Source organism: Amycolatopsis sp. N2S4-7, assembly GCF_058119595.1.
Genome location: NZ_CP172299.1, coordinates 1,444,949 through 1,470,347 on the forward strand (window position 1 = coordinate 1,444,949; position 25,399 = coordinate 1,470,347).

The window sequence follows — 25,399 nt, forward strand, 5'->3', positions numbered from 1 at the left end:
GCTTCAGCGCTCGAGCTTGGGGATGGTGGTGGCCGGGACGGGTTCGGCGGCGGGCGCGGTGTCGCTCCGCAGCTCCTCGATCCGCTCGACCAGCGTGGCCACCGTGGAGGATTCGAACAGCGTCTTCATCGCCAGCCGGGCGCCCGTGGTCTTGCGGACCTGGGCGATGAGCTGGATGGCGACGAGCGAGTTGCCGCCGAGGGCGAAGAAGTCGTCGTGGACGCCGATGCGCTCGACCCCGAGCACCTCGGCCCACTGGCGGGCGATCTCCGCTTCGAGGTCGGTGCGCGGGGCGACGTAGTCGTCCTGGGTCTGCGGCCGGGCGGCCTCGGCGACCTCTTCGGGCTCTTCGAGCAGTTCGGCGGTCACCCGGCGGGCGAACAGGTCGCGCACCGGGCGGGTGCTGATCACGACCTGGCCGCCGAGGCCGGGAGTCAGCGCCCGCAGGAACGCCTCGGCGCCGTCGACCGGCCGGATCCCGGCCGAGTCGTCCACAGTGGACCCGCGGGCCGGGGCCGCGAGCCCGCCGCCGACCGCGTCTTCGTCGACCTGGCGCAGGACGAAGTCCTCGATCTCGACCAGCACGCGGCCGTCGTCGCCGCACAGCGTCAGGTCCGCGGCGATCACCTGGTCGCCACCGCCGTCGCGGTAGCGCAGGTGGCTGTGGAAGCTCGCCGGGAGCGCGTCGTGCACGACCACCCGGCCGTAGCTCATCGGCAGGTACGTGCCGCTCCCCCGGCCGCGGCCGAACGCCGTCGCGACGTCGAGCAGGGCCGGGTGCAGCACCCAGCCGGTGTCGAAGACCGGCGCGACGAGCGAGGCCAGCTCCTCGTGCTCGCCGACGTGGTGGGTGCGCAGCGCGGCCCACCGCGGGCCGAAGGTGACCATGCTGGTCCGGCCGGTGCCGAAGGCGTTGCCGTCGTCGAGCACCCGGGTCCGGGTGCGCACCGCGTCGAGGTCCACAGTGGACGCCGAGGGCGCCGGGACCCAGCCCGCGGAGCCGCGGACGTGCACCTTCGTCACCCCGGCCGCCCGGCTGGTCACGGTGAACCCGTCGCCGTCGAAGCCGACCCGGTATTCGGCCACCGTGCCTTCGGGCACCGAGAACGGCTCCAGGAACGCGACGTCCCGCAGCTCGACGACGTGACCGTCCCCGGGCTTCGGCAGGGCCGCCTCGACCGCAGCCCGCACGGTCTCCAGGTGGCCGGTGCCCGGGACCACCGGGACGCCGGCGATCCGGTGCTCGTCGAGCAGCCAGTGCCCCGCCGCCGAGACCAGCCCGTGGCAGGCGTCGCCCGTGCGCGTGGTCAGCACCGGGTGCGCGACCGGGCCGTCCGCCTTCGTGCGCGTCGAGCGGATCGTCGTCGGCGCGGCCACTTCGGCGGCCATGCCGACCTCGTCCCAGCCACCCCAGTTGTGCGAGACCACGCGGGCCCGCCAGCCGTGGTCGCCGCGGGCGTAGGCGTCGAGGAAGTTGTTGGCCGCGCAGTAGTCGACCTGCCCGAAGTCGCCGGAGACCGCGGTGACCGACGAGCAGAGCGCGACGAAGTCCATCGGCAGGTCGGCGAACGCCTCGGCCAGGGCGAGGGTGCCGCCGATCTTCGGCGCGAGCACCGCTTCCGCGGCCGCCCGTTCCTTGACCTCGGCGACGCCGCCGCCGGGCAGCCCGGCCGCGTGCACGATGCCGTCGAGCCCGCCGAACTCGCGCTCGGCCAGTTCGCGGACCTCCCGCAGGCGCGCCGGGTCGGTGACGTCGGCGGCGAGGACGTGCACGACCGCCCCGGCCGCTTCCATCCGCCGGATCGCGCGGATCGCGCGGCCGGTCCGGTCGTCGCCGGCGTACGCATCCCATTCTCCGCGGGGCGGCAGGCCGGATCGGGTGAGCAGGACGAGCTTGGCCCGCACCCGCAGCGCGAAGTCCTCGGCGAGGGTGATGCCGATCCCGCCGGTCCCGCCCGTGATCAGATACCGGCCGCCTTCGCGCAGCACCGGCGCCGCCGCTTCGGGCACCGTGAGCTGCGTGTGTTCCAGGACCCAGCGGCGGCCGCGGCGCAGCGCGACCTCGGGCGCGCCGGCCGGTCCGAACAGCTCGGCCACGACCTCGCCGGACACGCTCTCGACGTCGATCCGGCGCACGACCGTGCCCGGGACTTCGAGGGGGACGACCCGCGCGATGCCCGCGAGGGTCACATGCTCCGGCCGGGTCAGGTCGGCGCCGGTGACGTCCGCGGTGCCCGTGCTCAGCACGTCGATCCGCACCGGCTCGCCCCAGGCCTGGACCAGGTTGAGGACGCTGAAGAACCCGCGGTCCTGGGCGGCCATGCCGGTCTCGGTCCCGCCGAGCGCCCACGCGTGGACCACGCGCTCCGGGCGCTCGCCGAGGGCGGCCACCAGGGCGTCGTAGTCCTCGCGCACACCCGGCCGGACGGTGAAGCCGTTCTCGGCGGCGGCGAACCGGTCGCCCGGACGGACCTCCGTGACCCGGGCACCGGCGTCCCGCAGGAGGCCGGGCAGGACGTCGTCGTCGACGAACGCGAGGCACGAGGCGAACGGCTCGCGCCGCAGTTGCGGCCCGTCCTGGCGCCAGGACGGCACGGCGAACCACTCGTCGAGGGGCAGCGGCCCGCTCGGCCGCTCGGGCTCGGCGACCGTCCCGGCCGGATCGGGGTCGACCCAGTACCGCTTGCGGGCGTAGGGGTAGCCGGGCAGGGGGACGCGGTGGCCGGGCGCACCGAAGGTGGCGGGCTCGATCGAAACGCCGTGTGTCCACAGCAGACCCGCGGCGGCGTAGAGCGTCTCGACGTCGCCGTCGCGCTCGGTGCGGCCGGGCAGGCTGGGCTGCGGCGCGGGGAGACCCTTCGGCACCTGGCCGCGGGCGAGCCCGGCCAGCTGGTGGCCCGGGCCGCATTCGACGAGCGCCCAGCGGTCTCCCCCGGCGAACAGCGTCCGGACGCAGTCGCCGAACCGGACGGCCTGGCGCAGGTGCGCGGCCCAGTAGCCCGGATCGATGGCCTCGCTGTCGGTGATCCAGCCGCCGGTCAGGTTGGAGAGGAACGGCAGCGACGGAGCCGACCGCGGCACCGCGGCGACGGCCTCGGTGAACTCCGCCAGGATCGGGTCCATCATCGGCGAGTGGAACGCGTGCGAGGTCACCAGCTCGCGGCACTGCACGTCACTCGACTTGAGCAACGCGGCGAAGGCCGCGACGGCGTCGGACGGCCCGGCGACGACACAGGTGCCCGGGCCGTTGACGCCCGCGATCGCCAAGCCCCCGGGCAGCCGCTTCGACACGGCCTCTTCGTCCAGCTGGACGGCGAGCATCGCGCCGGCGGGCATTGCCTGCATGAGCTCGCCGCGCCGGACGACCAGCCGCAGCGCGTCGGCCAGGGTGAAGACCCCGGCCACGGTCGCGGCGACGTACTCGCCCACCGAGTGGCCGATCATCGCGCCCGGCCGCACGCCCCAGCTGCGCCACAGCTTGGCCAGGGCGTACTCGACGACGAACAGGGCGGGCTGGGTGAACCGGGTCTCCCGCAGGGCCGTGTCCCCGCCGCGTTCGAAGATCAGCTGCTTGAGGCCGGGGACGCCGGCCAGCTCACAGCACTCGTCGACGGCGGCGGCGAACACCGGCTCGCCGCGGTACAGCTCGGCACCCATCCCGGCGTACTGGGAACCCTGCCCGGAGAACAGGAAGGCCACCTTGAGCTCGCCCGCCTGCGCCGTGAGGAGACGCCGGGGATCGCGCAGGCCGTCGACGGCGTCCTCCGGGTCGCGGGCGACGACGGCCGCCCGGTGCGGGTGTTCGGTGCGCCCGGCCGCGAGGGTGTGCGCGACGTCGGCGAGGTCGAGGTCGACGTCCCCGGCCAGCCGGTCGGCGAGGCGCTCGACCGCGGCCGCGAGCGTGTCGGCGGTCTTCGCGGACACCCGCAGCAGGTGCGCCGGGTGCGGGCGGCGGGTCCGCTGCGGCGCGGGCGCCTCCTCCAGCACCACGTGGGCGTTGGTCCCGCCGACGCCGAACGAGCTCACGCCCGCCCGGCGCGGGGTGGCGGCCGGCTCCCACTTCGTCACGGTCCGCGCGGGGTAGAACGGGCTGCGCGGGAAGTCGATGCCGGGATTGGGCTCGTCGTAGTTGATGGTCGGCGGGATGAGCCCGTGCTCCATCGCCAGCACGGTCTTGATCAGCGCCACGACGCCGGCCGCCTGGGACAGGTGACCGATGTTCGACTTGACCGAGCCGATGGCGCACCAGGCGGTGTCCGGGACGCCGTGTCCGTACACAGTGGACAGCGAGGTGATCTCGATCGGGTCGCCCAGCGCGGTCCCGGTGCCGTGGGCCTCGACGTAGCCGATCGTGCGCGGGTCGACCCCGGCCATCCCGACCGCCTGCGCGATCGCCTCGGTCTGCCCGGCGACGCTCGGCGCGGAGAAGCCGACCTTCGTGGCGCCGTCGTTGTTGATCGCGTTGCCGAGCACGACGGCCCGGATGTGGTCGCCGTCCTCCAGGGCCTGGGACAGCCGCTTGACCAGGACGACCCCGACGCCGCTGCTCCACACCGTGCCGTTGGCACCGGCGTCGAACGCGCGCACGTGCCCGTCCGGGGAGGTGAAGCCTTCCACGCCCATGTACCCGATGCCGTGCGGCATCTCGAGGTTCACGCCGCCGGCCAGCGCCATGTCGCACTCGCCGTTGCGCAGGGCCTCGCAGGCCAGGTGCACCGCGACCAGCGACGTCGAGCACGCCGTGTGGACCGCGAGGCTCGGGCCCCGCAGGTTGAGCTTGTAGGACACCGACGTCGTCAGGTAGCTCGGCTGGTTGCCGGTCGACATCCCGATGCCGCCGTGCTGCGACGCCATCACCCGCTGGTTGCGCAGCAGGTTCTCGATCAGGTAGCCGGTCCGCCCGGTGCCGCCGTACACGCCGATCGCCCCGCCGTAGCGGGCCGGGTCGTAGCCGCCGTCGGTCAGCGCCGAGTGGCAGGCTTCGAGGAACACGCGGTGCTGCGGGTCGGTGATCTCGGCTTCGCGGCTGGTCATCCCGAACAGCTCGGCGTCGAACTCGTCGAAGCCGTCGACCACCGTGGTGGCGTTGACCCAGCTGGGATCGTCCAAAGTGGCCGGATCGGCGCCGCGGGCGAGCAGTTCCTCGCGGGTGGCGGGCTTGATGGACTCGACGCCGTCGACGAGGTTGCGCCAGAACTGCCGGAGGTCGCCGGCACCGGGGACGCGGGCGGCCATCCCGACGATCGCGATCGGCTCGGCGCCGGCGTCGGGTTCGAGGTCGTGGGTCACTGCGGTCGCTCCTGTTCCTGGCCGGTCGTGCCGGCACTGCGGCGGGGTCTTCTGGACGGGGTGCGCCCCCGGCGGGCGGCGACCCGCTCGGCGGCGCGGGCGAGCTCCGGGTTCGGCGCGGCGCCCGCGTGCAGGTGGGTGGCGAGGGCGCGGACGGTGGGGTGGGTGAACAGGTCCACCATCGGGATGCGGCGGCCCAGCCGGGCGGTGACCTCGGCGTGGACCTTGGCCAGGGCGAGCGAATGCCCGCCGACGTCGAAGAAGTTGTCGGTCACGCCGACGGTCTCGAGGCCGAGCACCTCCCGCCAGGCCGCCGCGATGAGCGCCTCCGTCGCGGCCAGCGCGGCGGGGTCGGCGACGACCGCGGGTCCGGACCGGAGCCGGGCCGCGGCACCCGGTGCGGCGGTCCGGACGGCCGGGCGCGGGAGCTCCGGCGCGCACGTCCCGGCGGGCCGGTCCGGCTCGGCCACCACCGCCGCGAGCAGCGCCGTGAAGTCCTCGGCCAGCGCGGTCATCCGGGCCGCGTCGAACAGGTCCGGGTTGTAGAGCAGCTCGACGCCCCGCTCGAGGACGTAGACCGTCAGGTCGAACGGCGAGCCGGGCTTTTCGACCGGCAGCCACGTCCCCCGCACCCCGGCCAGGTCCAGCCGGGGTTCGGTGAAGTTGAGGACGTTGACCATCACCTGCACCAGCGGCGCCCGCGCCGGGTCGCGGGGCACGCCGAGCGCGTCCACGAGCCGGTCGATCGGCGCCGCCGGGTGCGCGGTGGCGGCCAGCAGTTCTTCGCCGGCGCGCCGGACGAGCGTGGTGAAGTCCGCCTCCCCCGCGCGCAGCCGGACCGGCACGATGTCGACGAAGAATCCGGCGACGTCCTGGGTTTCGGCGAGCTGCCGGTCCGCGACGACGGTGGCGACCAGGTGGTCGTCGGCCCCGGTGAGCCGGTGCAGCAGCTGCCCGAACGCCGCCAGCACCACGCCGGCGCGGGTGGTTCCCGTGCGGGTGGCCAGGTCCCCCGCGGCTTCCGCGACGCCGTCCGGGAACGCCCGGAAGCAGGTCGCGCCGCGGTAGGTCTGCACGGCGGGGCGCGGCCGGTCGCGCGGCAGGTCCACTGTGGACGGCGCACCGGCCAGGTGCCCGGTCCACCAGGCGAGGTCGACGGCTTCGCGACGGCGGTCGCGATCGGCGCGCCAGACCGCGTAGTCCGCGTAGGACGCGGCCGCCGGCGGCAGCGGCTCCCCGCGGTAGGCGGCGGAGAGGTCCGCGCACAGCACGTCCTGGGACCAGCCGTCGAACACCGCGTGGTGCAGCGTGAAGCCGAGCACGTGGTCCTCGGGCCCGAGCTCGTAGAGCCGCACGCGCCACGGCGGTTCGCGGTCGAGGCGCACCGGCGTCGCCGCTTCCGCGGCCAGGCGCTCGCGAAGGACGGCTTCGGGCAGCGGTTCCACCGGCAGCGGGACGTCGTCCGGCGGCAGGCAGTCCGCCTGGGGGACGCCGTCGACCGGCCGGATCCGCCAGCGCAGGACGTCGTGCCGCCCGGCCACCGCGCGCAGAGCCGTCCGCAGCGCGCCCACGTCGAGCGGGCCGGTCAGCCGGAACGCCATCGAGATGTTGTACGGCGCCGCGTCCGGGGCGAGCTGGTCGAGGAACCACAGCCGGCGCTGCGGTGGGGACAGGGTGGGCGCGTGCCCGGTGGTCAGGCCGGTTCCGGCGAGCGGAGGGGCCGCGGCCACGCGCCGGGTGAGCCCGTCGAGGGTCCGCCCGGCGAAGACGTCCTCGACGGAGACGTCGGCCGCGAGGTCCTTCCGCAGCGCGGCGACCAGCCGCATGGCCGCGATCGAGTCACCGGCCAGCAGGAAGTCCGACCCGGCACCCGCGCCGAGCACCCGCCGCCACACCTCGGCGACCGGCGAGCCGCCCAGGTCCTCGTGCGGCTCGGTCCCGGCGAGCGCGCGCAGTGCCGGCCGGTCGATCTTGCCGGTGACGGGGTTGACGGGCAGCACGTCCAGGCGCCGGATCGCGGCCGGGCGCATCGCCTCGGTCAGCCGGTCCCCCGCGTAGGCGTGAATGTCCTCGTCGGACGGTGCCGACGCCGGGCTGAGGAACGCGACCAGCCGGGTGCCGCCCGGACCGGGCACGGCCTCGACCGCGACGGCCTCGACGTCCGGGTGCGTGCCCAGCGCCGCCTCGACCTCGCCGAGTTCGATCCGCTGCCCGCGGACCTTCACCTGGCGGTCGGCGCGGCCGGCGAACTCCAGCCTGCCGTCGGGCCGCAGCCGCGCCAGGTCGCCGGTGCGGTAGAGCCGCTCCCCCGGGGAGAACGGGTTGTCGACGAACTTCCGCGCGGTCAGCTCCGGGCTGCCGAGGTAGCCCGCGGCGACGCCGGGCCCGCCGACGACCAGCTCGCCGACCTCGCCCGGCGGGACGGGCCGCAGGTTGTCGCCGACGACGCACGCGCGGTGGTTCGGCGTCGGTGTGCCGAGCGGCAGCGGGTCGGCGGGCACGCCGGTCACCTCGTCGGTGACCACGACGACGGTGGTTTCGGTCGGGCCGTAGACGTGGAAGAACCGGCGCCCGGGCAGCCAGCGGGCGGCCAGCTCGGCGGGCACCGGCTCGCCGCCGCAGGCCACGGTCCGCCAGCCGGGCACGTCGGCGGGGTCGAGCAGGGACAGCAGGGTCGGCGTGATGAACCCCCAGTTCACGTCGTGCTCGACGAGGAACCGGCGCAGCCGTTCCGGGTCGGCGCGGTCGGCCGAGCCGGCCAGCTGCACCGACCCGCCGACGGAGAGGGGGACGAAGACGTCCATGGTGAACGCGTCGAAGCCGGGTGAAGAGATGCCGAGCGCTCGGGTGCCGGGGCCGACGCCGAGCCGGCCGGCGAAGCCGGTGACGAACGCGACGATGTTGCGGTGGCTGGTGAGCACCCCTTTCGGCCGTCCGGTCGAACCGGAGGTGTAGAGCACGTGCGCGGGGTCGGCCGGCCCGGCCGGGCAGCCGCCGGGAGCGGCCGGCGGCGGCACGTCGAGGGCTTCGATCCCCGCCACGGCCCCGAACTCCGCGACCGCGGCGTCGCCGATCACGAGCGAAATCCCGGCGTCGGCGGCGATCCCGGTCAACCGGGCCCGCGGCCCGCCCGGTTCGAGCGGGACGTAGCAGGCGCCGGACACCAGGACGCCCAGCACGGTGGCGACCAGGGCGGGCCGCCGGTGGGCGCACACCCCGACCCGCGTCCGCGGGCCCGCGCCGCGTTCGCGCAGCGCGGCGGCCACTCCCCAGGCCGCGGCGACGAGCTCAGCGTAGGTGAGCCGGGTGCCGCCCTGCCGCACGGCGAGCGCGTCCGGCGTCCGCCGCGCCTGCGCCAGGACCAGGCCGGCGACCGTGGTGTCCGGATAGGACAGCGGCGGCCCGTGGATGCCCACGACGGGCAGCGTGTCGGTCACGGTGAACTCCCCAGTTCGGAACGGCCGCGGTGGCGGCCGGGTGGACGTGCGTGCGGGTCACGGGTGGTGTCCCAGGACCGGCGGATCGATCCAGAACCTGCTGCGCTGGAAGGGATAACCGGGCAGCGGCACCCGGCCCGGCTCCGCGCCGTCGTGGCGGGCAGCCCAGTCGACGCTCGCGCCGCCGGCCCAGCGGGCCGCCAGCTCGCGGGCCGCACCGGGCGGTCCGGCCACTTCGGACTCCTCGGCGAGCAGGCCGTCGAGCGCCTCGACGGCCTCCGCCGCCGTCGTCGCGACCACGGCCGCGCGGCAAGCGAACTCCCGGCGGCCGACGGCCAGCGTGTAGGCGGCGTCGGCCAGGTCCGGCGGATCGGTGGCGAGGCGGTCGCGCAACGCGGATAGGGCCTCGCGCAGGGCGGTGCGGTCCCGCGCCGACACCGGCAGGACGTGCGGGCCGGCGGCGGCGACCCGCGGCCCGGCGGCCGGCGCCTCCTCGACGACGACGTGGACGTTGGTGCCGCCCAGGCCGAACGCGCTGACCCCGGCCACCCGCCGCGGCGCATCCGGCCAGTCGACGGCCTTGACGGGCACGTAACACGGCCCGCCGGCCAGGTCGGCCTCCGGGTGCGGCGCGGTGAAGTGCAGGTTGGGCGGGATCACGCCGTGGCGCACCGACAGCACGGCCTTGATCAGGCCGGCCACCCCGGCGGCCGCGTCGAGGTGCCCGATGTTCGTCTTGACCGAGCCGAGCGCGCACGTGCCGGGAGGCAGGTCCCGGTAGACGCGGTTGAGCGCGGCCACCTCGATCGCGTCGCCCAGCGGGGTGCCGCTGCCGTGCGCCTCGATCAGCCGGACCTCGGCCGGGTCGACCTCGGCCACGGCCAGTGCCTCGGCGATCGCGGCCGCCTGGCCCGCCGGCCCCGGCACGGCGTACCCGGCCCGCTCGGCGCCGTCGTTGGTCATCGCCCAGCCCGGGAGCACGGCGTGGATGTGGTCGCGGTCGGCGAGCGCGTCGGAGAGCCGCCGCAGCACCACGACCCCGGCGCCGGAGCCGAAGCCGGCGCCGTCGGCCGCCGCGTCGAACGACCGGCAGCGGCCGTCCGGCGAGGCCAGGCCGCCGGCGCGGTACCGCGGCCACGTGACGCTCACCCCGCCGGCGATCGCCAGGTCGCACCGGAACTCGGCGAGGCTCTGCGCGGCCAGGCCCACCGCGGCCAGCGAACTGGAGCAGGCGCTCTGGACGGCGACCGCGGGCCCGGTCAGCCCGAGCCGGTAGGCGACCTGGCCGGGCAGGTGGTCGGTGAGCTGGCGGCCGAGGAGCCGGCCCTCCCAGTCGTCCGGGTCGACGTCCCCGCTCACGGCCGGGTTGCCGAAGAGGTGGAAGAGGAAGTACCGGTTCACCCCGGCGGAGGTGAACACCCCGACCGGGCCGTGCTCCTTCGCCGGGTCGCGGCCGGCGTCCTCCAGGGCCCGCCAGGCCGTCTCGAGGAAGAGGCGGTGCTGCGGGTCGGTGCGGGCGGCCTCCTCAGCGGTGAACCCGAAGAACCCGGCGTCGAAGTCCTCGACGCCGTCGAGCCGTCCCCCGGCGCGGACGTGCGCCGGGTCGCCGCGCAGGCCGGGCCCGATGCCGAGCGCGGCCAGCTCATCGTCGGTGTAGTCGTGGATCGCGTCGACCCCGGCGCAGAGGTTCCACCAGAACGCGTCCGCGTCCGGCGCGCCGGGGAACCGGCAGGCGAGGCCGACGACGGCGATCAGGTCGCTGCCCGGCTCGTCCTCGCCCCGCTCCGCCACCGTCACGCGGGGACTGTCCGACGCCTCCAGGTAGGCGGCCTGCGTCGCGACCGTCGGGTGTTCCAGCAGGCCGAGCAGCGGGACGTCGGCCCCGAACTCCGCGGCCAGCCGCTGCTGGACCCGGCCCAGCAGCAGGGAGTGCCCGCCGACGTCGAAGAACGCGTCTCCGGTGCCGAACCGGTCGTGCCCCAGCACCGCGCACCAGATGGCGTGGACCCGGCGCTCGGCGTCGGTCATCGGCCCGGCCGCGGCCGGCGCCGCCGGCCGCGGGTCCGGGAGGGCGTCCTCGTCCAGCTTGCCGGTGACGGTGAGCGGGAACGCCGCGACCGCGGTCACGGCCGACGGCACCGCGTGCGCGGGCAGCACCTCGGCCAGCGCGGTCCGCAGCGCGGTCGGGTCCGGCCGCGTCCCCGGCGCCGGGACGACGTAGGCGAGCAGCTCGCCGTCGCGGACGACGGCCCGGGCTTCGGCCACCCCGGGCTGTTCGCCGAGGCGCGCCTCGACCTCGGTCAGCTCGATCCGGAACCCGCGCACCTTCACCTGCCGGTCCAGCCGGCCGAGGCAGACGAGGTTCCCGTCGGGCCGGACCCGGCCGAGGTCGCCGGTGCGGTAGGTGCGGACGCCTTCGGCGGTGGTGCCGAACGCCGGGCTCGGCCGGTCGAGGTAGCCGTCGACCAGGTAGCGGCTCCGGACTTCGAGCTCGCCGCCGTCGAGCACGCCGACCGCGTAGCCCGGCAACGCGGTGCCGATCGGCAGCGGGCCGGTGGCGTCCGGGCCGACGTCCGCGGCGGTCAGCCGGTACTGCGCGGCGAAGGTGACCTCGGTCGCGCCGTAGCCGTTGACGAACACGCACCCGGGGGCGAAGCGGCCGCGGCGGACGTCGGCGTAGGTGGCCTGTTCCCCGCCGAGCAGGACGGTCCGCACGGACGGCAGGTCGCCTTCGAGGGCGTCGAGCAGGTAGCGGTAGACCGTCGGCGTCGAGTGGTAGACCGTCACCTCGTGCCGCGCGAGTTCGCGCGCCGCGTGGGCGACGCCGTGGGCGCGCACGTCGACCGGCACCACGGCGGCGCCGGTCAGCAGCGCCGGGTAGAGGTCGGGGATCGCCGCGTCGAAGCCGAAGGAAGCCAGCAGGCTGACGCGGTCGGCGGCGGTGATGCCGAGGGTCGCGATCTGGTTGTCGACCACGTGCAGCAGGTTGCGGTGGGTCTGCGCGACCGCCTTCGGCGTCCCGGTGGAGCCGGAGGTGAACAGCACGTAGGCCGGCGCGTCCGGGTCCGGGCCGGGCTCCGGCAGCGGCGCGGTGTCCTCCCCGGCCCGGACGACCCGGGCGGACCCGGTGCGGCACAACGCTTCCGCGAGGTCGACGTGCTCGGGGTCGGCCAGGACGGCCGACACGCGCGCCGCGGCGACCTGGTGGGCGAGGCGGTCCCGCGGGAACGTCGGGTCCAGCGGGACGTACGCGCACCCGGCGGACAACGTGCCCAGGATGGCGGCGATCGCCCGCGTGCCGTGCCCGGTGACCAGGCCGACGAACTCACCCGGCCGGACGCCGGCGTCGAGCAGCCGGGCGGCGTGCCCGCCGGCCAGCGCGGCCAGCCGGGCGTAGCTCACCACCGAGCCGGGCTCGACGACGGCGATCCGGTCGGGCGACTGCCGGGCGATTCCTGCGAAACGTCTGATGCAGCCGGCTTGCGTCATCGCTTGGCTTCGGCTCCCGCCGGCGAATAGGCGCGCGGAAACCCCAGCGGTGACGTCGGCTTCATCTCACTCCCCAGTGCGATTCATGGTGAAGAATCACGCAAGGTTAAGGCTCACGAAGCCGCCTGGGGGTACGTAATCCGCAGAGTTCCTCCGAATGTCCTATCGATCCTGGACCGGACGCAGCAGTTCGCCACGCGATCAAGAGCGATCTGGCCTCGAACAACGCCGGCCACCGCGTTCACGAACACCGTCCCCGCCTGATCGGATACTCCGCGTGACAATGTCTGATGTGTCCTATTGGCCGGTCGGATATTCACCGACCGCCGATTCGGGAAATGGTGTTCCGGCACGCCCGCGGTGGCGTTTTCACGAAATCGATCCAGAATCGAGCACCCGCGCCACCCGGGCCGCGGTGTCCACACTGGACTGCGGGTTCTGGCCCGTGACGAGGTTCCGGTCGGCGACGACGGTGCTCGACCAGGCCGCCCCCGTCGTGACGTCGGCACCCAGCTCGCGCAGCCGCGACTCGACGAAGAACGGGGACTTCTCCCCGAGCCCGCCCTGGCGCTCCTCCTCGTCGCTGAACGCCGTCATCGCGCGGCCGGCGAAGGGGAACGACCCGTCTTCCCGCCGGGCGGCGAGGAGCCCGGCGACGCCGTGGCACAGCGCGGCGACGATCTTGCCCTCGGCGTCGGCGCCGCCCAGCAGCCGCCCGAGGGCGGGATCGACGGCCAGGTCGGCCATCGGAGCGTGCCCACCGGGCAGGTAGAACGCCTCGTAGTCCGCGACGGCGACGTCCGCGAGCTTTCGCGGCGCGGCCAGCGCCCCGTCGATCGTCTCGAGGTAGGCGCGGTACTTCGCGGCCGCCTCGGAATCCACACCGCCGCGCTCGTCGAGGCTGACCGGGTCCGGCGACGGCCGGCGCCCGTCCGGCGTCGCGACGTCGACGCGGTGCCCGGCCTCGGTGAGCACCCGGTGGGACTCGGCGACCTCCTCCGCCCAGAAGCCGGTCGGGTGGTCGGTGCCGTCGGCCAGCCGCAGGTGGTCGGCGGCCGAGACGATCAGGAGAATCCGTGCCATCACTGAGGTTCCTTGTCCGCGGGGCCCGTGCCCCGCACGCCGGGGTCAACCTCGCCGCCCGCCCCGGTCAGTCCGCGCCGGGAGGTACCATCCATAACGTTGCTTATGGAAGGTGGCCGACGTGCCAAGTCTTGATCTGCTAGGCACGTTCCTCGCGGTCTACCGCCGTGGCTCGCTCTCGGCTGCGGCGGGAGAGCTCGGACTGACGCAGCCGGCCGTCACGGGCCAGCTGTCCCGGTTGGAGAAGGAGCTCGGCGAGCCGTTGTTCACCCGCTCGCGCCACGGCGCCGCGCCGACCGCGCGCGCGGTGGAGCTGGCCGCGCGCATCGGCACCCGCATCGACGAACTCCGGGGCGCGCTCGCCACCAGCCCGGACGACGCCGTCCCGCTCGACCGGGTCGCGCTCGGCGGGGCGAGCGACGCGATGGCGTCGCGGATCCTGCCCGCCCTCACCCCGCTGACGACGCGCGGGCTGCAGCTCGCGGTGACGCTCGGCCTCGCCGACGAGCTGCTGGCCGTGCTCACCGCGGCCCGCCTCGACCTCGTCGTCTCGTCGGTGCGGCCGCGCGACCGGGCGCTCACCGCGACGCCGATGATCGACGAGGAGTTCGTCCTGGTCGCCGCCCCGGCGCTGGCCCGCGGGATCGCCCCGGCGCGGCTCGCGGCCGAACCGGTCGCCGCGCTCGCGCACCTGCCCCTGGTCGCCTACGCCGACGAGCTGCCGATCATCCGCCGGTACTGGCGCAGCGAGTTCGGCAAGCGGCCGCCGAACCGGGTCGCGGTGGTGGTGCCGGACCTGCGCGCGATCCTGGCGGTGGTGGTCGCCGGCGCGGGCGCGACGGTGCTGCCCCGCTACCTCGCGGCGGCGGCGCTGGACGCGGGTTCGGTCGAGCTGGTCCACGAACCCGCGGCGGCGCCGCTCAACACGTGGTACCTGGTGACGAGGAACGCGGCCCCGCTCCGCCCGGCGGTCACCCTGGTCCGCGACCGCCTCCTGGACCGCGCCCGCGCCTGGGGCTCGCTCTAGGGACGGAGTCCGTGGACGCCGCGTTCAGGACAGGGAGTTCCCCGCCGCGGCATCCACGGACCCCGGGAGCCGGCGCGGCTCAGCCTGCGTTGGCCAGGAAGCCCTGACCCGACGGGGCGCTCTCGACGAGGCACCGGTGGCACGGCATCCCGCGCAGCCCGTCCAGCACCTCGGCTTCGCCGGGGAAGATCGACTCGCCGCACAGCGCCGTCAGGTACTCGGGCACCGGACCGGCAGGGACGGGGATCAGGTGGCAGACGCGTCTGCTCTCGCCGACGACGCCTCGGCGTAGCCGCACCAATGCGAGCATCCCACCGTTCTCACCCATGAGCGAACGGTAAGCGAAGATCACGGCGCCGACTTCGTGTCGGCGACCCAACGATCTTGGGCACCGGTGGTCCGGGATACCAAAGCTCACGCCGGGGAAAGCACCGCCGCGCCCAGCCGCTGGCACAGGTTGAGGGCGAGCTCGACGTCCAGCCGTCCTTCGGCGAGCCCGCGCGGCAGCAGCTCCTGCGCCTTGCGGACGCGGTACTGCACGGAGTTCTTGTGCATCGTCAGCTCGGCGGCCGCCGCGGTGTAGCTGCCGCCCGACGCCAGGAACACGCGCAGCGTTTCGCGCAGCCGCCCGCAGTTCTCGTCGTCGGCGGCCAGGGGCCCGAGCGTGCTCGCCACCCACAGCCGGGCCGCGTTCAGGTCGCTCGTCATCAGGGCCACCGTGCCGACCTCCCGGAAGGTCAGCACGCGGTCGCAGTGCTCGCCGGCGGCGAGCGCCAGCGCGTGCACCCGGCGGGCCTGCTGGTGGGTGTCGCGGAAGCCGTCGACCCCGGCCCCGGGGTCGCCGACGGTCACGCGCACGCCGGGCTCGGTGCCCGCGAGGGCCGCGTCGAGGTGCTCGCGGCGGACGGCCGCGCCCGGCGCGAGCGGCAGCCACACCCAGGCGCTGGCCTCGTCGCGGGGCACGAACAGCGGCCGGCCCTGCCCCTGGACGCGCTCCAGCACCGCCCCCGCCACCGATTCCAAAAGCGACAGAGCGTCGTCGACGAAGGCCTCCGACGCGTGCCAGACGATCATCCCCACGTGGGTGCCGCGCAGCCGGTAGCCGATCACCGACTCGGCGGCGTCGACGTCGGGCGGGCCGCCGTTCTCGCTCAGCAGGTCCAGCACCTTCGCCGCCCGCGCGGCGCTCCGGTTGAGCAGCCACCGGTCGCGTTCGTCCTGGTAGACGCCGACGAGCTGGCGGACGACCCGCGTGATGAACTCGTAGGCGACCTTGAGCAGCCGGCGCATCATGGCCCCGAGCAGGGCCGCGTCGTCGACCAGCCGGGTGCACTCCTGGAACCCGAAGTCGAGCATCGCGGCCTGCCCGAGGTCGTACGCGCGGATCAGGTCGAACACCGGCGTGCCGCGCTGGGCCAGCCGGCGCGCGTACTCCATGGCCGCGGCGGGCGGCTCGACCGTCGCCGGGTCGATGCCGTGCCGGAAGATCTGCAACGCGGTCTCGATGTTCTGGTAGACGCTCGCCGAGAGCAGGCTCACCATGCGCTCGTCGTCGTTGACCAGCTGCGGCAGGTCGGCGGCGTACAGCTGCACCAGTTCACCCGTCAGCTCGCCCGCCCGGTCCGCGAGGGTGGCGGCGATCTGCCGGATGCGCTCCGAGACGACTTCTTCGTCCACCATGGAGCCACTCTACGGGGTGGTGGATCAAGCTCTTCGAGGAACTCGTCGAACAAGTGGAACGTTTCGGCCGGAGCCCCGGGCCGCCGGGCGCCGGGCCCGCGGGCCGAAGCCGGCGGGCGGGGCTTCCCCGGCCCGGAGTGCGGCCGCGACGACGTCGCCCCCGAAAAGAATCGGAAACATTCCCGAAACAGGGCCACGGACCAGGTTCCCATACTGGTCTGGACCACTAAGGCAAGATCACCCGTACGGCGGTTTTCCTTGCCACACAAGACCGCGACCACCGGATTCGACAATTTGCGGACCACGGCGGCCATTGGTCCACCATTTCTTCGAAACTTGTTTACCCGCCATTCGGAGGATGTGCCAGCTTCTGGCGACCGGTATATCTGAATGGACTGAATCCGCCGTCGCCGGCCCGCTGCCGGCCGGCTCGATGCCGCCCCCACCCGCCACCGGAGGCACCCATGCACCGCCTTGACCCGGCTCGCGAACACGTCATCGGTCTCTACCGGATCGTCATCGGCTTCCTGTTCGCCTGTCACGGCCTCAAGACGCTGTTCGGCCTGTTCGGCGCGAAGGCCCCCGCGGCCGTCGGCGCCTGGCCGGGCTGGTGGGCCGCGGTGATCCAGCTCGCCTGCGGCGCCCTGGTCTGCGTCGGCATCGGCACCCGCACCGCCGCCATCCTCGGCTCGGGCTCGATGGCCTACGCGTACTTCACGGCCCACCTGCCGGACGGCCTGTTCCCCATCCAGAACGGCGGCGAAGCGGCCACCCTCTTCTGCTGGTCGCTGCTGGTGATCGCGTTCGTCGGCCCGGGCCGCTTCGCCCTCAGCAATCTCCCTGCCCTGCAACGGACTTCGCAGCCGGCCCGAGCGCGCGCGGCGGCCTGAGAAACGGTCCTCGCGGCGGCTAGGAGCGCGAGATCCCGACCCCGCTCCGGGCGTCGGGACCGTACTTCGCCACCTCCGCCGCGAGGTCCAGCCGGCTGATGGCCTTGCTCTTCGCCCGGTCCTCTTCGGTCAGCAGCTCGCGGGGGATGATCCACACGACCTCGAACTCGAGCCCGTTGGGGTCCTTGGCGTACAACGACTTCGTGGTGCCGTGGTCGGAGGAACCGACCAGCGCGCCGGCCTCGGCGAGCCGGCCCGCCAGCTGCTCGAGGTCGCCGAGGGTGTCGACTTCCCACGCGAGGTGGTACAGCCCCACCGAGGTCCGCCCCGCGCCCGACTCCTCGGCGTCGGCACCGATCTCGAACAGGCCGAGGTCGTGGTCGTTGACCGAGCCGGGGGCGCGCAGGAAAGCCGCGCCGCGGTGGGTGTCACCGCCTTCGATGTAGCCGAAGCCCAGGACGTCCCGGTAGAACGCGACGCTTTCGGCCAGGTTCCGGACGTACAGCACGGCGTGGTTCAGGCGAAAGATCGACATCGGCTCTCCGTGCCCCCGGCTGCGTGCCATTCGGTTGAAGTTTCAACTTAAGGCTAGGCGCGAAAGACCGGCCGGTCAAGCGACCAGCGTCGACACCCAGAGCCGGCCGAGCCAGGCCGAATACCGTTCGTCGGACCACGCGCGCCGCTCCACGAGCTGGTGCCACAGCGTCCCGTCCGTCGTGGACCACAGCACGTCACGGCACTCGTCCTCGGTGACGGCCAGCCGGCCGGTGGCCGCGGCCGCCCTGGCGTGGCCGGCCATGCTCTCCAGCCGCTGGCGGTCGATTTCGGCGAGCATCGCCGCCGCCGCCGGGTCGCCCGCCGCCGCGCCGCGCACGGCGAGGTGCAGCCGCGCGGTCCGCCGCATGGTCGCGGTGTTGAAGACCGCGAACGCGGTGAACCGGACCCGCAGGTCGGGCTCGGCGAACAGGGCCCGCAGCTCCGGCCGCTCGAGCAGCGGCACGTCCCGGTCGTCCCCGCCGACGGTGACGTCCCAGGTCCGGTGCAGCAGCGCGGGCTTGTTCTTGAACGCCGCATAGACCGTCTCGGGCGCGACGCCGGCCTCCGCAGCGACGTCCGCGATGGTCGTCCGCCCGTAACCCTTCGTGACGAACAGGTCGTGCGCGGCGCTCAGGATCCGGCGCCGGTTCTCCCTCGCCTGCTCCTGGCGGCGACTGGAGTCATAGCGACGCTTGACCGGCCCGCTCATCCGATACATCCTCACTGTATTGAAAACAGTCCGACTGTATTGGAGTCATCATGCCATCACCGACCGACGCCTTCCTGGCCGACGTGCTGCCGCGCCAGACGGCCGCCGAACGAGCCATCCACCAAGGGGACGCGGCCCCGCGCAGCGCCCTCTGGTCCCACGACGACCCGGTGAGCCTCTTCGGCGCCTGGATGCCCCTGAAGACCGGCTGGCCCGAGGTCAGCAGGGCGTTCGAACGGGTCGCCGCGCAGTTCTCCGACTCGCGCGAGTACCGCTTCGAGGTCATCGCGGCCGGCGCGAGCGGCGACCTCGCCTACACGATCGGCTTCGAGCACAACACCGTGTCGATCAACGGCAGACCCACGACGTACACCCTGCGCGTCACCCACGTGTACCGGCGCGAAAACGGCGAGTGGAAGATCGTCCACCGCCACGGCGACCGGCCACCGGACGAGCCGGGCCCGGACGAATCCCTCGCCCCGTGACCCACTCTCGGTGGGCCTGGTCTCCGACCGGGCGACAAACCTTCGACACCGCATCGAGGCCCTGGTCAGGCCGCCCGGCGGTTCGTAGGGTGGTTCCACCGCAGGACATCGTGTCAGCTGTCCCGCGGGCGGTGATGCCCCCGGATCCGACCTTTCCCCGAAGCCAAGTCCCGGGGCATCACCGCGGCCGTCAGCCGACCGTGCCGCTCTCCCACCACCAGCTCTGCGAGCCGTAGGGGTACTCGACCCGGCTGTCGACGTGCTGGTGCGCGTCCGAGAGCGTGTACCGCTCCAGCCCGGAGAAGCCGCAGGCCTCGGCGAGGACGTAGACCTGGCGGGTGGTCAGCCCGCTGACGTAGGTGTCGGCCGCGACGCCGTAGAGGTGCATGCTGTTCGACGCGCCCCCGACGGACTGGTTGTGCGCGATGCTGCGGAAGCCCGACGAGATCGTGACCGCCCGGCCGCCCGCCTTGTGCCGCAGGGCTTCCAGCTTGTACATCAGCCGCCGGACGTTCTCCTTGACCGTCGCCGAGCCGACCTTGCCGCCACCGAACCCGGTGCCGTCCTTCGAGGTGAACTCGCTCCATCCGAAGTGGACGGTCGAGCCGTCGGCCGACTCCAGGGCGTTGAGCGCCGTGAAGTCGTCGGCATCGGCGATCCCGGTGGCGGGCAGGTGGTTCGCCGTCTGGAAGCGCGTCAGCGCGGCGGCGGTGCCCGGGCCGAAGTCACCGTCGACCGCGACGTAAGTCTGCTTCGGACCGTCGGCCGCCCAGCCCGCGACGCGGATCTGCAGTTCCTTCACGGCGGCGCCGGTCGAGCCGGACCGCAGCGAGGCCGGCCACGCGTAGGCCGCGGCGATGCCGGGGAAGGCCGCCATCGCGGCGACACCGCCGGCGAGGACGACACCGGATTTGAGCAGGGTGCGGCGGGACGGGCTCATCGAGGCCTCCAGGTGCTGGACGACGGGGTCCACAGCAGACACGGGAGCGCCAAACATCCGCCAACCCCCGGCCGGGCCCGCACCGGGACCCGGCCCGGCCGGCGCTCCCCTGGTGAATTCCTGACACCCTGACGGTCAGTTACCTTAGCGATAAGCTATACTCCTTAGCGCTAAGACAACTGACCGAAGGAGTCTCATGCGCATCACCGTGTTCGGCGCCGCCGGGAACGTCGGCCGCCGAGTCGTCGCCGAAGCCGTCACCCGCGGGCACGACGTCACCGCCGTCGTGCGCGACCCGGGCCGCGCCACCGGCCTGCCCCCGGAGGTCACCGTGCACCCCGGCGACGCTTCGATCCCCGGCGACGTGACGTCGCTGAGCCACGGGCACGACCTCGTGATCACCGCGACCCGCCCGGCTCCCGGCCGGGAGCCCGAGCTCGTCGAAACCACGCGAAGCCTGCTGAAAGGCCTCACCGGCACCGGGGTGCGGCTCCTCGCCGTCGGCGGCGCGGCGAGCCTGCGCACCCCCGGCGGGACCACGGTCCTCGACGCCCCCGACTTCCCCGGCGACCTGCGCCCGATCGCCTCGGCCTGCGACGCGCAGCTCGAGGTCTACCGCGCGGACACGGCCGTCGACTGGACCTACCTGAGCCCGCCCGCCCTCCTGGAGCCGGGCGACCGGACCGGCCGCTACCGGCTGGGCGGCGACAACCTGATCGTCGACGCCGACGGCCGGTCGGCGATCTCGATGGAGGACTTCGCCGTGGCGCTGCTGGACGAGGCGGAACGGCCCCGCCACCACCGGACGCGCTTCACCGTCGGCTACTAGTCCCATTTACATACGTACACCATGTATGTAACCTGGCCGCATGACGAAGCGCAGCGAATCACTGGGTCAGGAGCACCGGGTCCGGCTGCCGGCCGGCGAGGTGCGGTACTTCGAGCGGGGCACCGGGACCCCGGTGGTGTTCGTCCACGGGGTGCTGACGAACGCCGAGCTGTGGCGGAAGGTCGTGCCGGACGTCGCCGCGGCCGGGTTCCGGTGCTTGGCCCCGGATCTTCCGCTGGGAGCGCACGAGCTCCCGATGCGCGCGGACGCCGACCTCTCCCCCGCCGGCAACGCCGACGTGATCGCGGACTTCCTCGACGCGCTCGACCTGCGCGACGTCACGCTGGTCGCGAACGACACGGGCGGCGCGCTGACGCAGATCCTGCTCAGCCGCCGCCCGGAGCGGGTCGGGCGGGTCGTGCTCACGCCGTCGGACTGCTTCGAGTACTTCTTCCCGCCGATCTTCAAGCCGCTGCCGCGCCTCGCGCGGATCCCCGGCTCGATGGCCGTGCTCGGCCAGCTGCTGCGGATCCGCGCGCTGTACCCGCTGCCGCTGCTGTTCGGGTGGGTGGTCAAGCGGCCGCTGCCGGACGCCGTCGCACAGGCCTATCTGGCGCCGCTGCGGAAGTCGGCCGGGGTCCGCCGCGACCTGCGCAAGCTCCTGCGGGACGTGCACCCGCGGCACACGCTCGCCGCCGCGGAGGCATTGCGGACGTTCGACCGGCCGGTGCTCCTGGCGTGGGCGCCGGAGGACAAGCTCTTCCCGATCCGGCTGGCCCACCGCCTCGCCGCCCTGCTGCCGGACGCGAAACTGGTGGAGGTCCCGGACTCCTACACCTTCCTGTCCGAAGACCAGCCCGCGGTGCTGGCCCGCCACGTCGTCGAGTTCGCGGGCGTCATGGCAGATTAGGCGGGGTGCGACGAACCCAGCAGGACCGTTCCGCGGGCACGAAGGCCGCCCTGGTCGCCGCCGCGCGCGAACTGTTCGCCACCCGCGGCTACCAGGCCGTCCCGGCGGACGAGATCACCCGCGCCGCCGGCGTCACCCGCGGCGCGCTCTACCACCACTACGCCGACAAGCAGGGCCTGTTCCGCGCCGTCGTCGAGGAACTGGAACGCGAACTGACCGAAGAGGTCGAAGCCGCGTTCACCGCCGGCCCGGACCCGCTGACCGGCATGACCCACGCACTGGGCGTGTTCCTCGACGCGTGCCTGCGCGAGGAGGTCCGCCGCATCTCGCTCACCGACGCGCCCGCGGTGCTGGGCTGGGAGGTCTGGCGGGAGATCGAGGCGGAGTACGGCCTCGGCCTGCTCGTCGGTGTGCTGGAGCAGGCCAGGGCGGACGGGCTGATCGTGGAGCTGCCCGTCCGCGCCCTGGCCCAGCTGGTGCTCAGCGCGGTCATGGAGGCGGCGCGGATGATCGCCGCGGCGGACGATCCGGCACGCACCCGAGCCGACGTCCAGCAGGTGCTGGGCGGCTGGCTCGCGAGCCTCCTGCGGACCTAGCGCGTCCGGTAGGTGCTCAGCACCGCGGCCCCCACCTGCGTGCTCGCCACCAGCCGCAGGTCGGCGGGCGCCGAGCCGTCGAAGAGCCGCCTGCCCGCCCCGGCGACGCTCGGGAACACGAGCAGGCGGTACTCGTCGACCAGGTCGTGCTCGGCGAGTGTCCGCGCGATCCCGATCGAGCCGATGACGACCAGGTCGCGCTCCTCCCGGGTGACCGCCTCGACGAGATCCCCTTGCAGCAGCGAGGAGTTCCGCCACGCGGACACGTCGCCGAGGGTCCGCGACGCGACGAGCTTCGCGGCCGCGTTGAGCCGGTCGGGGAACTCGCCCGAGCGGCCCGGCCAGAGCTTCGCGAACAGCTCCCACGTCGTCCGGCCGAGCAGGAGGACGCCGGTGTCGAGCAGCGCCCCGAGCCGGAACTTGTCCCCGGCGACGGCCTCGGGCCCGTGCCGGAACGCCCAGCCGCCGGCGGGCGTGCCCGCCGAGCCGTCCGGGTCGTCCACCACGCCGTCCAGGGTGACGAACTCGACGACGATCACGCTCATGATGACTCCCGGTGGTTCCCGCCGCGCCCGGGTGGCGCGGCCTCACCGGTACCTACCGGCGGCGGCCGCCGGATTCATCGCGGCTCACGGCCAAGGAGTTCCCGCTACGCCGTGACCAGGGACAGGCCGTAGGTCTGCAGGATCTCGTTCACCGGCTGGAACCACGTCTCGCCGCCGGAGCCGCAGTTGCCCCAGCCGCCGGAGGTGACGCCCTGGGCCTGGTCACCGGTGATGAAGGAGCCGCCGGAGTCGCCGGGTTCCGCGCAGACGTTCGTGCGGGTCATCTGGTAGACCGCGCCCTGGGAGTAGTTGACGGTTTCGTTCTGCCCCAGCACGGTGCCGCAGTGCCAGTGCGTGGTCGAGCCCGAGCGGCACACCGACGTGCCGACCGGCGCGACCCAGGACCCGCGGACGAGCGCGTCGCTCACCGTGCCCCAGCCGAGCACGACCGGCGCGGTCCACCAGCCGTTGCCGATGCGGATGAACGAATAGTCGTTGCCGGGGAAGGAGGATCCGGCGAAGCTGCCCATCGCCGAGCCGTCCCAGCCGACGACCGAGCTGCCGGCGCCGCCGCAGTGGCCGGCGCTGACGAAGCCGCCCTGCACGGAGAACCCGATCGAGCAGCGGGTGTTCCCGTTGATGTAGTACGGGTCGCCGCCGACGGTGCCGGCCGAGAACGGCTCGGCGGCCGGCGCGGTCGCCACGGTGACCGGGCCGGCCTTCGCGGCCCGGGCCAGGAAGGCGTCGACGTCGGCGCCGTGCGCGCCGGGCCGCAGCGTGACCACGACGCTGCCGGCGCGCGGGTCGGTGCGCCAGCCGCTGACGGCGGCCGGGGCGGGGTCCGCCTTGGCCGAGGCGTCGATCGCGGCCTTCGCCGCGTCGAGTTTCGCCGCGCTGACCCGGGCCGTGGCGGGCTCGGCGCCGGCCTGCCGGACGGCGGTGGCCGCGGCCGGGTCGGTCACGCCCACCACGAGCTTGCCGAGCGCCGGGTCGAACCAGGCACCGCCGAACGCCGCACCGGCGGCCCGCTGCGCGGCCGGCAGCACCCGCTCGGCGGTCATCTCCTGCCCGAGCCGGGCCTCGGCCTGGGCGGCGGTCAGGCCGAAGTCCCGCTGCATCGCGGCGAGCAGGCCGGGCGAGGCCATCGCCGGGCTGAGGGACGTGGAAGCGACGCTCGCGGTGAGGACGGCGACGCCGCCGAGGACCAGGGCGATTCTTCGACGCATGGGTACTCCTCCAAGGCCGGGGGAAAGAAACACACCGTCCGCCGAGTGTGCGGGCGCGCCCGGGCGGGGTCCAGATTTGTCCGGTCTTCTGTCCGCCATTCGCGGAGGCGAACGGCTGTCCATTGCAGACTGGACGCCGGGATCGCCTGTCCCGCAACGCTTTCCGGGAACAGCAAAGAGCCGCGAACGGTCATCGACCGTCCGCGCCGGGTGCGGCGCCCTTCTTCGCTGCGTTGATAAAAGGTCTGGACCAAGTACAACACAGGGCGGTGAGCCGTGGCCGGAACCAGAGTCTGCGGGGCAGCAGACGTGCATGACCGTCCCCCCGGCCACCGCGAACCGGCCGACGGCGACGCGCGCACCCCGAGTGACCACCTGAAACGGCGACGAGGTGCCCGGAAACCGTTCTTGGCGAATCGGCGGCCGGAAACGCGGACACGACACCGTCCGGCCACCCCGGAAACGGGTGCGGGGCCCTTTCTTCACCGGCTCACGCAGACCCGGTTCCGCCCGGAGTTCTTCGCCTCGTAGACGGCCTTGTCCGCGGCCCCGAGCACCTGGTCCACCCCGCTGCCCGCGGCCGGGTGGACCGCGACCCCGATCGACACCGTCACGCCGTCGATCCTCGGCGCGCCGCCGGCCACCTCGACGGCCAAGCCCGCGACCGCGTCGCGGATCCGCTCCGCGACCGCCACCGAGTGGTCCCGCCCGAGGCCGGGCAGCAGCACGACGAACTCCTCGCCCCCGAACCGGCCGACCGCGTCGTAGACCCGCACCTCGCCCCGGACGGCTCCGGCGACCGCGCGGAGCACGGCGTCACCCGCCAGGTGCCCGTGGGTGTCGTTGACGCGCTTGAAGTGGTCGAGGTCGAGCATCAGGATCCCGCAGGCGCCGCCGGCGCGCTCCGCCCGGTCCAGCTCGGCCTCCGCCCGCGCGCGCCACTCCGCGATCGTGAGCAGCCCCGTCTTGGGGTCGCGGGCCCGCAGTTCCAGCCGCCGCCCGAGCTCGCCGCGGTGCAGCAGCACGAGCGGCGGTACCAGCAGCGGGACCGCCCAGGGCCGCGCCACCAGCAGCACCGCGGCCACCGCGCCGAGGCACAGCGTCGCCGCGTCGAGCAGGTTGTCCGACACCGAACCCGCGAAGGCGAAGATCGGGCGCGCCGGCTCGTGGAGCTTGAACCCGATCATCACCAGCAGCGTGTTGACCAGGAAGAAGGTGAGCCCGGCGGCGACCGTCCCGGCGGCATCGGGCGCCCCCGGCACGGTGCCGAACAGGCCGGCGACGGCGTGGGCGGCGAAGATGGTGACCGCGTACGTCGCCACCGAGCACGCGGCCCGGTACGCCCGGGCGCCCGGCACACCCCCGGCCGTCCGCACCCAGAGGTGCCCGTAGACGAGCACCGTGAGCACGACCGCGAGCGTGGGCGGCATCGACAGCGTCGCGGCGAAGAACCACACCGAACCGACGCTGATGTGCGGGTTGCGGGCGAGGAACCGCCGCATCCGCTCGGCCTTCGCCGACAGTTCGGCCTGCACGACCGCTGTCCCGAGCAGGACCGCGAAGCAGAGCCGTTCCCGGTCCGTCGGGGCCGCCGAGGGCACCGCGAACGCCAGCGCGACGGCGAGGGCCTCGACCGCCAGGTAGTAGGGCAGCACCCCGGGCGGCGCGGTGCGCAGCCGCGTGTCCCGGGCCGGGTGCGCGGCCGTGACGTCCCCCTGCGGATCCAC

General features: G+C 74.1%; 18 protein-coding genes. 6 read left to right on the forward strand and 12 right to left on the reverse strand.

Annotated elements, in window-relative coordinates:
* Positions 1 to 3 precede the first annotated feature (3 nt).
* The 4 genes from ACH54P_RS06595 to ACH54P_RS06610 form a co-directional block, all read right to left on the reverse strand.
* Positions 4 to 5,289, reverse strand: a complete 5,286-nt coding sequence (locus ACH54P_RS06595) for a type I polyketide synthase (RefSeq protein ID WP_489911428.1) — start codon at positions 5,287 to 5,289, stop codon at positions 4 to 6.
* Positions 5,286 to 8,726, reverse strand: a complete 3,441-nt coding sequence (locus ACH54P_RS06600; protein WP_489911429.1) for an acyl carrier protein — start codon at positions 8,724 to 8,726, stop codon at positions 5,286 to 5,288. Before ACH54P_RS06600 ends, ACH54P_RS06595 begins: the two co-directional genes overlap by 4 nt.
* Positions 8,727 to 8,783: 57 nt before the next feature.
* Positions 8,784 to 12,215: a non-ribosomal peptide synthetase gene (locus tag ACH54P_RS06605; protein WP_489911430.1), complete on the reverse strand. Its 3,432-nt coding sequence runs from the start codon at positions 12,213 to 12,215 to the stop codon at positions 8,784 to 8,786.
* A 369-nt stretch (positions 12,216 to 12,584) separates the two neighbouring features.
* Positions 12,585 to 13,298, reverse strand: coding sequence for a type 1 glutamine amidotransferase domain-containing protein (locus tag ACH54P_RS06610; protein ID WP_489911431.1), 714 nt, complete (start codon positions 13,296 to 13,298; stop codon positions 12,585 to 12,587).
* Between the two features lie 121 nt (positions 13,299 to 13,419).
* Between ACH54P_RS06610 and ACH54P_RS06615 the strand changes: the two genes are divergently transcribed.
* Positions 13,420 to 14,325 (forward strand): LysR family transcriptional regulator, encoded by a 906-nt coding sequence (locus tag ACH54P_RS06615; RefSeq protein WP_489911432.1) that lies wholly within the window; start codon positions 13,420 to 13,422, stop codon positions 14,323 to 14,325.
* A 79-nt stretch (positions 14,326 to 14,404) separates the two neighbouring features.
* Here the strand turns inward: ACH54P_RS06615 and ACH54P_RS06620 are convergent, their stop codons facing one another.
* Positions 14,405 to 14,635, reverse strand: a complete 231-nt coding sequence (locus ACH54P_RS06620) for a hypothetical protein (protein WP_489916337.1) — start codon at positions 14,633 to 14,635, stop codon at positions 14,405 to 14,407.
* A 104-nt stretch (positions 14,636 to 14,739) separates the two neighbouring features.
* Complete coding sequence (locus ACH54P_RS06625; RefSeq protein ID WP_489911433.1) at positions 14,740 to 16,005, reverse strand: PucR family transcriptional regulator; 1,266 nt, start codon at positions 16,003 to 16,005, stop codon at positions 14,740 to 14,742.
* Between the two features lie 464 nt (positions 16,006 to 16,469).
* Between ACH54P_RS06625 and ACH54P_RS06630 the strand changes: the two genes are divergently transcribed.
* Entirely contained in the window at positions 16,470 to 16,895 is a 426-nt protein-coding gene (locus ACH54P_RS06630) for a DoxX family protein (RefSeq protein WP_489911434.1), read from the forward strand.
* Between the two features lie 19 nt (positions 16,896 to 16,914).
* Here ACH54P_RS06630 and ACH54P_RS06635 read toward each other — a convergent pair whose 3' ends face one another.
* Together ACH54P_RS06635 and ACH54P_RS06640 are read right to left on the reverse strand one after the other, a co-directional pair.
* Positions 16,915 to 17,430, reverse strand: coding sequence for a VOC family protein (locus tag ACH54P_RS06635; protein ID WP_489911435.1), 516 nt, complete (start codon positions 17,428 to 17,430; stop codon positions 16,915 to 16,917).
* 75 nt (positions 17,431 to 17,505) lie between these two features.
* Positions 17,506 to 18,141, reverse strand: coding sequence for a TetR/AcrR family transcriptional regulator (locus tag ACH54P_RS06640; RefSeq protein WP_489911436.1), 636 nt, complete (start codon positions 18,139 to 18,141; stop codon positions 17,506 to 17,508).
* A gap of 50 nt (positions 18,142 to 18,191) precedes the next feature.
* Here ACH54P_RS06640 and ACH54P_RS06645 point away from each other — a divergent pair, with 50 nt between their 5' ends.
* Positions 18,192 to 18,626 carry a YybH family protein gene (locus ACH54P_RS06645; RefSeq protein ID WP_489911437.1) on the forward strand — a complete coding sequence of 145 codons (435 nt, stop codon included), beginning with the start codon at positions 18,192 to 18,194 and terminating at the stop codon, positions 18,624 to 18,626.
* 190 nt (positions 18,627 to 18,816) lie between these two features.
* On the opposite strand, the gene ACH54P_RS06650 is transcribed toward ACH54P_RS06645, so the two are convergent.
* The gene (locus ACH54P_RS06650) at positions 18,817 to 19,599 is read right to left on the reverse strand and encodes a D-Ala-D-Ala carboxypeptidase family metallohydrolase (RefSeq protein WP_489911438.1); all 783 of its coding nucleotides are present in this window, start codon (positions 19,597 to 19,599) and stop codon (positions 18,817 to 18,819) included.
* Positions 19,600 to 19,762: 163 nt separating this feature from the next.
* Here ACH54P_RS06650 and ACH54P_RS06655 point away from each other — a divergent pair, with 163 nt between their 5' ends.
* From ACH54P_RS06655 to ACH54P_RS06665, 3 genes are read left to right on the forward strand one after another with little or no spacing between them, the layout of a single operon-like run.
* A complete protein-coding gene (locus ACH54P_RS06655; protein ID WP_489911439.1) occupies positions 19,763 to 20,395 on the forward strand; it encodes an NAD(P)-dependent oxidoreductase in 633 nt (210 codons plus the stop codon).
* Positions 20,396 to 20,435: 40 nt separating this feature from the next.
* The gene (locus ACH54P_RS06660) at positions 20,436 to 21,305 is read left to right on the forward strand and encodes an alpha/beta fold hydrolase (protein ID WP_489911440.1); all 870 of its coding nucleotides are present in this window, start codon (positions 20,436 to 20,438) and stop codon (positions 21,303 to 21,305) included.
* 5 nt (positions 21,306 to 21,310) lie between these two features.
* Positions 21,311 to 21,901 carry a TetR/AcrR family transcriptional regulator gene (locus ACH54P_RS06665; RefSeq protein ID WP_489911441.1) on the forward strand — a complete coding sequence of 197 codons (591 nt, stop codon included), beginning with the start codon at positions 21,311 to 21,313 and terminating at the stop codon, positions 21,899 to 21,901.
* On the opposite strand, the gene ACH54P_RS06670 is transcribed toward ACH54P_RS06665, so the two are convergent.
* From ACH54P_RS06670 to ACH54P_RS06680, 3 genes are all read right to left on the reverse strand, one after another.
* Positions 21,898 to 22,446 (reverse strand): dihydrofolate reductase family protein, encoded by a 549-nt coding sequence (locus ACH54P_RS06670; protein ID WP_489911442.1) that lies wholly within the window; start codon positions 22,444 to 22,446, stop codon positions 21,898 to 21,900. The genes ACH54P_RS06665 and ACH54P_RS06670 overlap by 4 nt on opposite strands.
* Before the next feature lie 104 nt (positions 22,447 to 22,550).
* Positions 22,551 to 23,672, reverse strand: coding sequence for a S1 family peptidase (locus ACH54P_RS06675; RefSeq protein ID WP_489911443.1), 1,122 nt, complete (start codon positions 23,670 to 23,672; stop codon positions 22,551 to 22,553).
* A 482-nt stretch (positions 23,673 to 24,154) separates the two neighbouring features.
* Entirely contained in the window at positions 24,155 to 25,399 is a 1,245-nt protein-coding gene (locus ACH54P_RS06680; protein WP_489911444.1) for a sensor domain-containing diguanylate cyclase, read from the reverse strand.

What these genes read in the sequence shown, in the direction of transcription:
- ACH54P_RS06605 (WP_489911430.1), bottom strand. Translation starts at nt 12,215, where the DNA reads ATGACGCAAGCCGGCTGCATCAGACGTTTCGCAGGAATCGCCCGGCAG.
- ACH54P_RS06610 (WP_489911431.1), bottom strand. Translation starts at nt 13,298, where the DNA reads ATGGCACGGATTCTCCTGATCGTCTCGGCCGCCGACCACCTGCGGCTG.
- ACH54P_RS06620 (WP_489916337.1), bottom strand. Translation starts at nt 14,635, where the DNA reads ATGCTCGCATTGGTGCGGCTACGCCGAGGCGTCGTCGGCGAGAGCAGA.
- ACH54P_RS06625 (WP_489911433.1), bottom strand. Translation starts at nt 16,005, where the DNA reads ATGGTGGACGAAGAAGTCGTCTCGGAGCGCATCCGGCAGATCGCCGCC.
- ACH54P_RS06630 (WP_489911434.1), top strand. Translation starts at nt 16,470, where the DNA reads ATGCACCGCCTTGACCCGGCTCGCGAACACGTCATCGGTCTCTACCGG.
- ACH54P_RS06635 (WP_489911435.1), bottom strand. Translation starts at nt 17,430, where the DNA reads ATGTCGATCTTTCGCCTGAACCACGCCGTGCTGTACGTCCGGAACCTG.
- ACH54P_RS06640 (WP_489911436.1), bottom strand. Translation starts at nt 18,141, where the DNA reads ATGAGCGGGCCGGTCAAGCGTCGCTATGACTCCAGTCGCCGCCAGGAG.
- ACH54P_RS06645 (WP_489911437.1), top strand. Translation starts at nt 18,192, where the DNA reads ATGCCATCACCGACCGACGCCTTCCTGGCCGACGTGCTGCCGCGCCAG.
- ACH54P_RS06655 (WP_489911439.1), top strand. Translation starts at nt 19,763, where the DNA reads ATGCGCATCACCGTGTTCGGCGCCGCCGGGAACGTCGGCCGCCGAGTC.
- ACH54P_RS06660 (WP_489911440.1), top strand. Translation starts at nt 20,436, where the DNA reads ATGACGAAGCGCAGCGAATCACTGGGTCAGGAGCACCGGGTCCGGCTG.
- ACH54P_RS06670 (WP_489911442.1), bottom strand. Translation starts at nt 22,446, where the DNA reads ATGAGCGTGATCGTCGTCGAGTTCGTCACCCTGGACGGCGTGGTGGAC.
- ACH54P_RS06675 (WP_489911443.1), bottom strand. Translation starts at nt 23,672, where the DNA reads ATGCGTCGAAGAATCGCCCTGGTCCTCGGCGGCGTCGCCGTCCTCACC.